This window comes from Gordonia sp. PP30, assembly GCF_023100845.1.
Lineage (GTDB): Bacteria > Actinomycetota > Actinomycetes > Mycobacteriales > Mycobacteriaceae > Gordonia.
The window spans coordinates 736862-747235 of sequence record NZ_CP095864.1; the positions used below are offsets into that span (position 1 = coordinate 736862).

General features: G+C 69.2%; 8 protein-coding genes. 6 read left to right on the forward strand and 2 right to left on the reverse strand.

Going from position 1 to position 10374, the window contains the following annotated elements:
* The first annotated feature begins 347 nt into the window (after window positions 1-347).
* From MYK68_RS03370 to MYK68_RS03380, 3 genes are all read left to right on the forward strand, one after another.
* The gene (locus tag MYK68_RS03370; RefSeq protein ID WP_247866316.1) at window positions 348-4223 is read left to right on the forward strand and encodes a hypothetical protein; all 3876 of its coding nucleotides are present in this window, start codon (window positions 348-350) and stop codon (window positions 4221-4223) included.
* A 101-nt stretch (window positions 4224-4324) separates the two neighbouring features.
* Complete coding sequence (locus tag MYK68_RS03375; protein WP_247866317.1) at window positions 4325-4924, forward strand: class F sortase; 600 nt, start codon at window positions 4325-4327, stop codon at window positions 4922-4924.
* Window positions 4925-5110: 186 nt separating this feature from the next.
* Window positions 5111-5413 (forward strand): hypothetical protein, encoded by a 303-nt coding sequence (locus MYK68_RS03380; protein WP_247866318.1) that lies wholly within the window; start codon window positions 5111-5113, stop codon window positions 5411-5413.
* Window positions 5414-5717: 304 nt separating this feature from the next.
* On the opposite strand, the gene MYK68_RS03385 is transcribed toward MYK68_RS03380, so the two are convergent.
* Together MYK68_RS03385 and MYK68_RS03390 are read right to left on the reverse strand one after the other, a co-directional pair.
* The gene (locus MYK68_RS03385; RefSeq protein WP_247866319.1) at window positions 5718-6797 is read right to left on the reverse strand and encodes a GTP-binding protein; all 1080 of its coding nucleotides are present in this window, start codon (window positions 6795-6797) and stop codon (window positions 5718-5720) included.
* A gap of 30 nt (window positions 6798-6827) precedes the next feature.
* Complete coding sequence (locus MYK68_RS03390) at window positions 6828-7496, reverse strand: TetR/AcrR family transcriptional regulator (RefSeq protein WP_247866320.1); 669 nt, start codon at window positions 7494-7496, stop codon at window positions 6828-6830.
* A 133-nt stretch (window positions 7497-7629) separates the two neighbouring features.
* Between MYK68_RS03390 and MYK68_RS03395 the strand changes: the two genes are divergently transcribed.
* The 3 genes from MYK68_RS03395 to MYK68_RS03405 are packed head-to-tail and all read left to right on the forward strand — an operon-like array spanning window position 7630 to window position 10370.
* Window positions 7630-8427, forward strand: a complete 798-nt coding sequence (locus tag MYK68_RS03395; RefSeq protein ID WP_247866321.1) for an enoyl-CoA hydratase-related protein — start codon at window positions 7630-7632, stop codon at window positions 8425-8427.
* A gap of 23 nt (window positions 8428-8450) precedes the next feature.
* Window positions 8451-9596, forward strand: coding sequence for an acyl-CoA dehydrogenase family protein (locus tag MYK68_RS03400; RefSeq protein WP_247866322.1), 1146 nt, complete (start codon window positions 8451-8453; stop codon window positions 9594-9596).
* A 30-nt stretch (window positions 9597-9626) separates the two neighbouring features.
* The gene (locus tag MYK68_RS03405; protein WP_247866323.1) at window positions 9627-10370 is read left to right on the forward strand and encodes an SDR family NAD(P)-dependent oxidoreductase; all 744 of its coding nucleotides are present in this window, start codon (window positions 9627-9629) and stop codon (window positions 10368-10370) included.
* Window positions 10371-10374: the final 4 nt, after the last annotated feature.

Sequence of the window (10374 nt, forward strand, 5' to 3'; positions counted from 1 at the left end):
GGAGGTGTTCACGAGCGTGTTCCCCAGTCTTGTCCGGTGGATGATGCCGCCGAACACTGATACGTGCCACTGACTCGTGTTCGGAACCACCACCGATCGTACGCGATAGAGGCCAAGGTCCCGAAAGGCGAATGTCCCTGAGAATATCGATCATGAGCTGGCGTCTCTTCGTGTAGTAGCGGTGGTTCCGAACCTCAGATTACACGTGTTACTAACGCGTGTTAGTTGCACGTGTCACAAGGCATTGCGATACCGCGGTTCAGGGGCGCACGGTTGGTCCGGGAACGAGATGCGTTCCCGGTCGGGCGCGGCAGCGTTCGGCCGAAGACGAACGGAGGTGGCTCGACATGGCCCACAACAGACGGGACATCGAGGGGGTGAGAACGAGGAGGATCCTGGTGCGCGTCCTGATCGGATTGGCCGTGACATTCGGTTTCAGTGCGATCGTCGCTGGAACCGCGGCGGCCGGCACCCAGGACGCCACGACGGTGAAGTCGGTCCTGGACATGGCGGCCGTCGCCGCGCACAGCGAGCCCGCGCGCAGGCTGGGCGTCGCCGATGCCGTCGATTCGGTGGTCGCCGAGGCGCAGACGTGGAAGCGGCTGCCGCTGGCGGAGGTCCCGTGGCCGAACGTCGGCCCGGCGCCCACGGTGACCTCGGAGGCGGATGCGTGCGACGTGAACGCGTGCATCGACCGGATCATCGACGGCGCCGCCTCGGTGATCACCTCGGCCGTCGACCGATTGCCGACCGTGATGCGCGATCCCGCGGTGCTGCTTCGCACGCCGCCGTCGATCGTGGCCGACATCGAGACGAGGTTCGGAACGCCGGCGATGAGAACCGCGCTGACCACGGTCTTCGACGCACGGATTCTCCCCGTGCCCCGCGGACTCGAACTCGGCGTGTACGCGGGCGGCGGCGTGAGCGCGCTGACCGCGGTGATCGGAGCGATTCCGGGGATGGTGGCGGCCGGTGTGCCGGGCGCGATACTCGGGGCGGTTCTCGGGGTACTCAACCCGCTCGCCCCGATGGTCGGAGGCGTTCTCGGAGCACCCTTCGGCGGACTCCTCGGTCTGCTCACCGGGGCGCCGATCGGGGCACTTCTCGGGGTGCTGCCCGGGGGCGTGATCGGGTGGATGCTCACCGCGATCGTCGACGCCGTCGTCACCGGTCTCTTCGGTTTCGGTGCGGGCGTGGCCGCCGCGTTCCTGGTGATGCCTGTCCTCGGAGCGATCATCGGCGGACTGCTCACGGCACTCGCGACGGGCGCACTGCTCGCCGCGGTGGGCCTCGGGCTGGGTCTGGCGCTGATCACGGCGCCGATGTGGCTGCCACTGGTGCTGTTCGTCTTGCCGTTGGTCCTGCTGCCGTTGGCGATCGGCGCGCTCGTCGCCCTGCCGTTCCTGCTGCCGGCGTTGATCATCGGCGGGATCGTCGCGGCCGTCATCCTCGCGGTGACGATCGGTGGACTCATCCTCGGCGCGGGCGCTCTCGTCCTCGCCGTTCTCACCACGCCGATCTGGCTGCCGATCGTGATCATCGTCCCGTTCCTGTACGTCGCGTACATGGTCGCCGTCGTCGTGATCGTGCTGGGGATCGTGGTCGTGACCATGCCGGCGTGGTTCCTGATCGGGCTCGTCACCTGGCCGTTCGCGTTAGCGGCCCTCGTGGTCCTGATCGTCGTCGTGGCGTTCGGCGTGGTCGGTCTCGGCTTCCTCGTCCTCGTGATCGGTGGCGTGACACTGCCGATCTGGTGGCCGCTCGTCGGGCTCGGCCTCGGTGCGCTCGTCGCGTTCGCGATTCTCGGTCCGCTCGCCGCGCTGACGGCATTCGTGCTGATCCCCGCGGTTCTCGTGATGATCGGATTGGCACTGGGGGCGCTGGCGTATCTGCTGTCGTTGCCCTTGCTGCTTCCCCTGGCGATCCTCCTCGGCGGACTGCTGGCGTTGGCGGCGGTGTTCGGTGGCGTTCTGGCGATGGGCCTCACCTGGCTCATCGGGCTGATCACCATTCCGGCGATGCTCCTGGGCGCGCTGCCCGGCATCGTCCTGGGCGCGCTCGCGGGTGTGCTTCTCGCACCGTTGCTCGCACTGATCACCGCGCCGCTGGGTGGACTCCTGGGTGCGCTGCTCGGCGCACTCGATCCGCTGAACCTGCTCGGGTTCCTCGGCGGGGCGCTGCTCGGCGCCGTCGTCGGCGGAATCGCCGGTGGACTTACCGGCGGGCTCATCGGTGCCGTCGCCGGACTGCTGGTGGGTGCCGCGCTGGCCGCGATCTTGTCGGCGCTGCTCGGTGGAGGACTCGGCTTCGTTCTCGCCGCGGTGCCCGGTGCACTGATCGGCGGAGCCCTCGGGGCGGCCTTCGGGTCCTGGTGGGCGCTGCTCGCCGGTGCGCTGGTCGGCGGTATCGCGATCGGGTCCGTCGTGCGACGGTGGGCACCGTATCGCTGGACCCGGTCGGGCTGCGGTACCCACTGCCTGAGGCAGAAGTGGTCGGCGTTCGGTGACCTCGTCGCGGCACTGACGCGCGGCCGGGCCGACGGCGTGAACATCGCCTACGGCGCGATCGCGGGTCTGCTCGTCGGCGCGATCGCCGGCGGAACGGCGGGTGTGACCGCCGGATTCGCGGTCGGTGCGCTCAATCCGCTCAACCTGCTCTGGGCGGTGCCCGGTGCGGTGGTGGGTCTGGTGCTCGGGGCGCTCGACGGTGCGGCTCTCGGGTCGATCGCCGGTGCGCTTCCTGGGGCGATCGTGGGGACGGCCGTCGCGGCCGTGCTCGACGCGCTGGTGACCGCCGTGGTCGGCGCGATCGTCGGCTACCTGGGCGGCGCCGGAGTGACGGCGCTGCTGGGTGCCTTGTCCGGTGTGGGTCTCGGTGCTTCCGCCGGGGCCGCGGTGTCGCTGGTGCTGTCCGCACTCGCGGCGCTCGTCACCGGCGCGGTCCTGCTGCCGTTGACGGCGGTGCTGGTCGGAGCCCTACCGGTTCTCGGATGGCTCGCCACCGGCGCCGGCGTTCTGATCACCGGGTTGATCCCGGCCCTGATCGGCCTGCTGCTGCCGCTACTGCTTCCGGCCGCGTTGATCGTGGCCGGTGCGATGGTGCTGGCGATCCCGGTGATCATCGGGGCGCTCGTCGTGATCGGTGCGGGCCTCGTGCTCGCGCTCCTGTCGGGTCCGTTCGCGCCTTTCGTCATCGGCGCGCTCGTTCTCGCGGGTGTGGCGGTGGCGGCGGTGGGACTGGTGGTCGCGGTGATCGCGATCGCCGCCCTTCTCGTGGGCGTCGGCATCCCGCTGGCAGTGGTGTTCTATGCGGCGCACCTGCTGTTGATCGGAGCTCCGTTGATGATCATCGCCACGGTGATCAGTGGACTGGGGCTGCTCGCGGCCCTGGTGGCGGGGCTCGGCGTCGCGGGACTCGGGGCGCTTGTCGCGGCCGGGGTGACCGGTGCACTCGGTGCGCCGTTCACGATCGGTATCGGCGGTGTTCTCGGCGCCCTCGCCGGGCTGGTGCTCGGCGGCCTCGCCGGCCTGCTGGCCGGGATTCCGGCGGCTGTCGCCGGCGCCGTGATCGGCGGACTGATCGGTGCGATCAACCCGATCAACCTGTCCGGCGCCCTCCCCGGCGCATTCGCCGGCATGCTGATCGGCGGCTTCGCCGGTGGCATCGCGGGCGGATTGCCGGGCGCGGTCGTCGGAGCCGTTCTGGCGGTCGTGCTCGTGGCCCTGGCCACGGGCCTGTTCACCGGAGTTCTCGGTGGGCTGTTCGGCAGTTCGGTGTTCGGGGTTCTCGGCGTGGTGACCGGTGCCGTCGCGGGATGGTTCCGCCCCAGCCGGGACGGAGAATCCCCGGCGTCGCCGCAGGAGATCATCGACGCGATCGGGCATGTGCTCGAACCGTGCGACGACTCCTGCGGAGGCGGCGACTGCGGCGTGACTACGCCTGGTAACGGCGGCAATGCGGTTACGCCTGGTAACGGCGGTAGTGCGGTCACGCCTGGCGGCGACTGCGCTGTGGCCGGGGCCGTCTCCGACGTCGAGGACCGGGACTTCCCGGTGCAGGCGGCGACGGGCGGTTCGAACCCCGCCGAGGGCGACGGCCGGTCCCTGCCGGTCGGCGACTCGCTCGTCGGCACCGGAGTGCTGATCGCACTGCTGTGCGGCGTGCTCCTGGCCGGTGTGCGACGACGTGAAGACGAACTCGAAGAGGAACGAGAACTCGTCTGACCGTGGTCCGCACCGCCGGATGACGGCGGGCGTCGACGGTGCCGCTTCCCGGCAGCGTCGGCGCCCGCTCCGTCATCGTCCTTTCTCAGATCGGAGAAGACATGGTGCGCACGTGGCGCCGCGCGGCGCTGATCGCCGTACTGCTGGTCGTCGCCGGTGTGCTGGTCGTCGCGGGTCTCCGGACCGGCTCCCCGGCCGCGCCGGGGTCGGCACGTCCCGTCCACATCGAGACGAGCGGTCCCCGGCTCAAGATCCCCGTTCTCGGCGTCACCGCACCGTTGACGGAGAAATCGTCGACCGTTCAGTGGGATCCGTTCCTCGGCGAGGAAGTGCGCAGCTTCGGTGTTCCGGACGACATGACGTCCGTCGTGCGGTGGAGCGACGGCCCCGGCTTCGGCGAACCGGGTATGGCGGTGGTCCTCGGCCATACGCAGGTCGGTGGTCCCGGTGTGTTCAACGGTCTCGGAGCGATGCCCGCCGACGCTCGAGTCGACGTGATCGACGCCGGCCGCACGTACCGCTATCGGGTCAGCGGCCGCTCGCTCCGAATCCCCAAACGCGACCCTCGCGCGCTGAGCCTGGCCCTGGAGAAGGCCCGCGAGCACGCCGATCTCGCCCTGGTCACGTGCGACGGTCCCTTCGACCGATCGGCTGGTGCGTCGATGGAGAACTCGATCGTCTTCGCCGAGAAGATCACCTGACGGTTCGCCGGGCTTCCCTTGACACCTGATGGAGGTAGCTGCCGCTGGTATTCGAGGGGACCGTGCGAAGCATCCGGAGTGGTGAGTGTCAAGGGTCGACCGGGTCGCTTGTGGACGACCTCACTTGTCCACAGGTCGGCCGGGCGGGGTCTGGCCCGCGTGGATGTGCCGGGATAGACCTGAGGCATGCCTGCACAAGCCTGGGTGAATCTGATCGCCGGCCTGATAGCCGTCGGCGGTGTGATGTTCACGATTCGGCAGCGGACTCTCGCCGACAATAGGCGGGAGTCGTGGGCGAGATTCGAGTGGGCGCTGGATGCGACATACAGCGATTTGGAGGACAAGCGCGCCGATGGCTGGAGGGTGGTCCGCACCCTTGCCGCTTCGGAGATGATGACCCGAACCGAGCGGGAGATCATCGATGAACTCTCGCTTGACGTCGGTGGGTTGGTGCTGGAGCTCGAAGACTTCGAGGGTGACAGCGCGTAGCGTTGGCGATGACGTCGAAGGAGCTGATATGACTGAACGACGCAGGAGTCGCCGGGGGTCGACGCCGGAGGAACGACGACTTATCGCCCTTCTGATCTCGGACGTGTACACACGACGGAAGCAGCCGGTTCCTGACTGGGTTCAGCAGATCATCGACGATCCGACGTCGCGTCCTGCGATACCGAAGAGGATGTCGGCGACAGGCTCGCTCCGGGGCTGAATCTCACTCCCGCACGACGCCCGCGAACGATCCTCACGGCCGCGGCGGCGGTGCGGAAATCTCTGGTAACCGGGCCGTCCCGGCTCAGCGGGCGGTGAGCAGGGAGCGCGCCTCGTCGTCGTTCAGCATGGCGCGGTGGAAGGCGTCGAGGGCGCCGCGGCCGTCGAAGTTCACGCCGATCAGGACCACTTCGCTGGATGGTGTGACGGTGGTGTGCGACCAGGGGACGGCCGGCTGGATGGTGAGATTCGGTCCCGCCTGGCTCCAGACGTGGGCGATGTCGGGCCGATCGGCGATCCAGCAGTGGCCCTTGGACCGGATCAGGCCGGTGGTGCCGCGCAGTGCGGCGATCAGCCGCTCGCGATGGAACGGGCGGTCGCCGCGGAACACCACCGATGAGATCCCGTATTCCTCGGTCTCCGGCGTGTGCGGATTGATCAGTTCGTCGGCGTAGTCCGGCCGGGCCGCCGCGGCCTCCGGGTCGTACAGGGCGGCATCGAGGACGGCGCCGGCGGCGATCTCGCCGTGGGTGACCGTCACGATCCGCGCGTGTGGATTCATCGCATGCACCGCGTCCACGGTGGCCGCGGCGATCTCCGGGCGCACGAGGTCGGTCTTGGTCACGAGGATCAGATCGGCGAACTCCACCTGGTCGACGAGCAGGTCGGCGACGGAGCGCTCGTCCTCCGGGTCGGCCGCGTCGTCGGCGTCGGCCAGCGCCCGGTGCCGGGCCATCTGTTCGAGGAACTGCGAGGCGTCGACCAGCGTCACCATGGTGTCGATCGGGGCGACGTCGGCCAGCCGGCGCCCGTCCTCGAACTGCCACTCGAAGGTCGCCGCGACCGGCATGGGCTCGGAGATCCCGGTCGATTCGATGACGATCTGGTCGTACTTCCCGGATTCGGCCAGGCGGCCGACGTTCTCCACCAGGTCCTCCCGCAGGGTGCAGCAGATGCAGCCGTTGGACAGTTCCACCAGCCGGTCCTCGCCGCGTTCGACGTGGCCGCCGGCGGCGATCAGGCCCGCGTCGATGTTGACCTCGGAGAAGTCGTTGACGATGACGGCGAGCCGGCGGCCGGCCCGGTTGGCGAGGAGGTGATTGAGCAGGGTGGTCTTGCCGCTGCCGAGGAATCCGGACAGGACGGTGACGGGGGTCGAGGGCATGCGCCCACCGTACACTAATGAAAACGATTATCAATAAGGCGCGAGAAGGTCGGCGTAGGCCGCGCGCCGCGCCGGGTCGATCACCGCGCCGAGGATCAGTGATCGCTGGGCGGCGATGTACTGCTCCAGCGTCATGGTGCGCTCGAAGTACCAGTGCTTGAGCGCCCAGGAGTGGGCGAGCAGCAGCAGGTTGTAGGCGACGAGATCGGGATCGGCCGTCACCAGTGCGCCGGCGGTGACTCCCTCCCGAACGGCCTCGCGGAGCGGCTCGCTGGTCTCCACCTCGAGTGCCTTGATCCGCTCGCGCCCCTCGGCCGACAGTGCGTTGGACTCCCGGTAGGTCAGCACGGCCGCGTGCCGGTAGCGGTCGATCACCCGGCAGTAGGCCGCGAAGGCGGCGGCCAGCCGGCGGACCGGGTCGTCGCCGGCGGCGGCCACCGCGGCCGGGACGTCCTCGGCGAAGGCGTTCAGGACGTCGACGATCACGGCGAGCAGGATCTCGTCCTTGCCGCCGAAGTACCGATACAGCAGCCCGACGCTGACTCCGGCCTCCTCGGCGAGTGCCTGCATGGACACCGCCTCGGAGCCGCGATGTTCCATCAGCCGGGCCGCCGCGTCGAGGATCTGCCGCGAGCGCACCGCGGCGCCCGCGGCGCGGGCCGCTTCGGTGGCCGTCTGGGTGGTCGAACCGCTGGTCATGACTGCCTCCCTCGGGTGAATCTGAATTCACTGTACAGGCCGCCCCGGCTGTGACTGTTGACACGATCGGCATGGTGAATATAGATTCACTCTCACTGAACATAGATTCACTCAATCGAGGAAGGTGCCAGCCATGGCTCAGTTCGAAGACATCACCTACGAGGTCGACGGTCCCGCCGGGATCATCACCATCAACCGTCCGGAGCGGTACAACGCCTTCCGTGCGAAGACCGTCGACGAGCTGATCGCCGCCTTCCAGCAGGCGTGGTCGGACCGGAACGTCCGCGCGGTGATCCTCACCGGTGCGGGGGAGAAGGCGTTCTGCACCGGCGGCGACGTGAAGCAGCGCGCCGAGACCGGCGACTACGGGCCGAGCGAACTCGGCCGCTTCCGTATCGGCGACCTCCACAAGTTGATGCGCGACATCCCCAAGCCGGTCATCGCCGCCGTCAACGGCATCGCGGTCGGCGGCGGTCACGTGCTCCAGGTGCTCGCCGATGTCTCGATCGCCGCCGACAACGCCCGCTTCGGCCAGGCCGGTCCGCGCGTCGGCTCCTTCGACGCCGGCTTCGGCTCGGCGTACCTGGCCCGCGTGGTCGGGGAGAAGAAGGCCCGCGAGATCTGGTTCTTCTGCCGCCAGTACGACGCGCAGCAGGCCCTGGACATGGGCCTGGTGAACAAAGTGGTCCCGGCCGCCGACCTGCTGACCGAGGCCCGCGCCTGGGTGGACGAGGCCGCGGCGCTGAGCCCCACCGCCATCAAGTTCCTCAAGCAGTCGTTCAACGCCGACAGCGACCACCAGCTGGGCCTGTCGAACATGGCGATGACCGCGCTGGACATGTTCGGCGTCTCCGCCGAGGGCATGGAGGGCGCCAAGGCGTTCGCCGAGAAGCGCACCCCGGACTTCGCGTCCGTCGTGGACTGGCACTGAGACACCGAATCGACGACGCCACCATGGACTACGGATTCGACGACGAGCAGGAACTCTTCCGCACCGAGATGGCCCGCTGGGCCGGGAAGGTGCTCGCTCCGCACTACCAGGACGACGACAAGGCCGCGCGGCTGCGCGGGCAGCAGGTGACCGACATGGCCGGGATGGGCCTCACCGGCCTCCGCATCCCGGAGGAATACGGCGGCCAGGAGGCCTCGGCGGTGATCGCCGGGATCGCCGCCGAGGAGGTGGGCCGCGCCGACTTCAACGCCGGATACCTCATCATCAACACCGCGCTGATCAGCGACATCATCGTGCGCAATGCCACGCAGCGGCAGAAGCGCGACTGGCTGCCGGGCATCGCGTCGGGCGCGACGGTGCCCTGCATCATGATCACCGAGCCCGGTCACGGCACCGACGCGGCGTCGCTGGCGCTGCGCGCCGAGGAGACCGAGAACGGCTGGCGGCTGACCGGCGAGAAGACCTCGATCACCCTCGGCATGGCCGCCGACAAGGCCGTCGTGCTCGCTCGCACCGGTGGCCCCGGTGCCCGCGGTGTCTCGGCCTTCTGGGTCGACATGGACGCCCCGGGCATCAGCCGGAGCGCCTTCGACGACCTCGGCAGCCGCGCCATCGGCCGCGCGTCGATCTTCTTCGACGACGTCGAAGTGGGCCGGGACCGGCTGATCGGCGAACCCGGTGGCGGCTTCGTCTCGGTGATGGAGGGCTTCGACTACTCACGCGCCATCATCGGTCTGCTCTGCCTGGGCGCCGCGCAGCAGTCGCTCGACGAGGCGCTGGACTGGGCCCGCGACCGGGAGGCCTTCGGACAGCCGATCGGCAGGTTTCAGGGCGTCTCGTTCCCGCTCGCCGAGGCCGCCACCTACCTCGCCGGTGCCCGGCACATCTGCTATGAGGCGCTGTGGCGCAAGGACGAGGACCTCGAGCATTCCGCGCAGGCCGCGATGGCCAAGTTCTGGGCGCCCAAGCTGTCCGTCGACGTCATCCACCAGTGCCTGCTCACCCTCGGCCACATCGGCTACTCGACCGAACACAAGGTGGGCCAGCGCCTGCGCGACGTGATCGGCCTGGAGATCGGTGACGGGACCGCGCAGGTCTCCAAGCTGGTGATCTCCCGCAACCTCCTGGGCCGCAGTTTCGCGCCCTGACCACCCCTTCTCACCTCACAGGAGTACGACATGACCACCCGACTCGACGGAAAGATCGCCTTCGTCACCGGCGCCGGACAGGGTATCGGCGCCGCCATCGCCCGCCGCCTCGCCGACGACGGCGCCACCGTGATCGTCACCGACCTCAACGCCGAGACCGCGGCGGCCACCGCCGCCGCACTCGGCGTCGGCTCGATCGGCCTGCAGGTCGACGTCACCGATCGCACCAGTGTGAACGCCGCGGTCGATGCCACCGTGGACCGCTTCGGCCGCATCGACGTGCTGGTGAACAACGCCGGCTGGGACAAGGGCGAGCCCTTCGTCGACTCGGTCCCGGAGACCTGGGACCGCATCATCGACATCAACCTCTACGGCGTGCTCAACACCTGCGCCAAGATCGCGCCGATGATGATCGCGCAGGGTTCGGGCAGCATCGTCAACCTCGGCTCGGACGCCGGCCGGGTCGGCTCGTCCGGCGAGGCCGTGTACGCCGCGGCCAAGGGCGGCGTCATCGCCTTCACCAAATCCCTCGCCCGGGAGACCGCCCGCGACCAGGTGCGGGTCAACTGCGTCTGCCCCGGTCCGACCGACACGGCGCTGTTCGCCTCCATGGGCGGCGAGAAGCTGCGCGAGGCGCTCAAGAGGGCCATCCCGATGCGGCGGCTCGGTCAGCCCGACGACCTCGCCAAGGCCGTGGCCTTCCTGGCCTCCGACGACGCCGGCTTCATCACCGGCCAGACCGTCAGCGTCAGCGGCGGCCTGACCATGAGCTGACGGG

What these genes read in the sequence shown, in the direction of transcription:
- MYK68_RS03380 (WP_247866318.1), top strand. Translation starts at nt 5,111, where the DNA reads ATGCCTGCACAAGCCTGGGTGAATCTGATCGCCGGCCTGATAGCCGTC.
- MYK68_RS03370 (WP_247866316.1), top strand. Translation starts at nt 348, where the DNA reads ATGGCCCACAACAGACGGGACATCGAGGGGGTGAGAACGAGGAGGATC.
- MYK68_RS03405 (WP_247866323.1), top strand. Translation starts at nt 9,627, where the DNA reads ATGACCACCCGACTCGACGGAAAGATCGCCTTCGTCACCGGCGCCGGA.
- MYK68_RS03385 (WP_247866319.1), bottom strand. Translation starts at nt 6,797, where the DNA reads ATGCCCTCGACCCCCGTCACCGTCCTGTCCGGATTCCTCGGCAGCGGC.
- MYK68_RS03390 (WP_247866320.1), bottom strand. Translation starts at nt 7,496, where the DNA reads ATGACCAGCGGTTCGACCACCCAGACGGCCACCGAAGCGGCCCGCGCC.
- MYK68_RS03395 (WP_247866321.1), top strand. Translation starts at nt 7,630, where the DNA reads ATGGCTCAGTTCGAAGACATCACCTACGAGGTCGACGGTCCCGCCGGG.
- MYK68_RS03400 (WP_247866322.1), top strand. Translation starts at nt 8,451, where the DNA reads ATGGACTACGGATTCGACGACGAGCAGGAACTCTTCCGCACCGAGATG.
- MYK68_RS03375 (WP_247866317.1), top strand. Translation starts at nt 4,325, where the DNA reads ATGGTGCGCACGTGGCGCCGCGCGGCGCTGATCGCCGTACTGCTGGTC.